We start from the raw sequence: 513 nt of genomic DNA, 5'->3' as shown, positions 1-513 counted from the left end.
ATCCTGACCGCGATACGGCACGCGGTAATCACGATCCGGGAAACGGTCGATCACATGGCCCGGACGATACTGCGGGCCAGGCCCCCAGCCATTGCCATGACCGTTCGGCCGTCCCGGCCAGCGGTTGTCATCGGGACGCGGCTGCGTCTGCCATTGCTGATTGTGGTAACCATTCTGCGGGCGCTCGTCGCGGTAGTAACCCTGACGCGGTTCCTGGGTCTGGCGCACGGCGTCGGGTCGCGGCTGGATCGGCAGGTTGTTGCCCGGCTGGCGAGGCGGTTGCGGACGCTCATCGGCACGGTTGCGGTTCTGCCATTGACCGTCATTGTTATGCGGCTGGCCGTTGTGCTCGAACTGACGGCTGTTGTCGCCACGGATGATCCCGTCGTTCTGCGGCCCGTTGCCCGGCCCACGAATCTGCGGCTCATCGGCCAGCGCTTGCGCACTGACACCCACACACAGCAAACCAACACCGGCCAGACGCCAGATGCGCGAATTCATGCTTTTCCTCAC

Annotated in this window: 1 pseudogene; it reads right to left on the bottom strand. The window is 64.5% G+C overall.

The window, feature by feature from the left end:
* Positions 1-501: pseudogene (locus tag J5M71_RS27200) on the bottom strand (glycine zipper family protein); the annotation flags it as partial.
* Positions 502-513: the final 12 nt, after the last annotated feature.

Origin of the sequence: Pseudomonas sp. 43(2021) (assembly GCF_017490805.1) — a bacterium.
GTDB lineage: Bacteria > Pseudomonadota > Gammaproteobacteria > Pseudomonadales > Pseudomonadaceae > Aquipseudomonas.
This window is presented reverse-complemented; position numbering and strand designations above follow the sequence as displayed.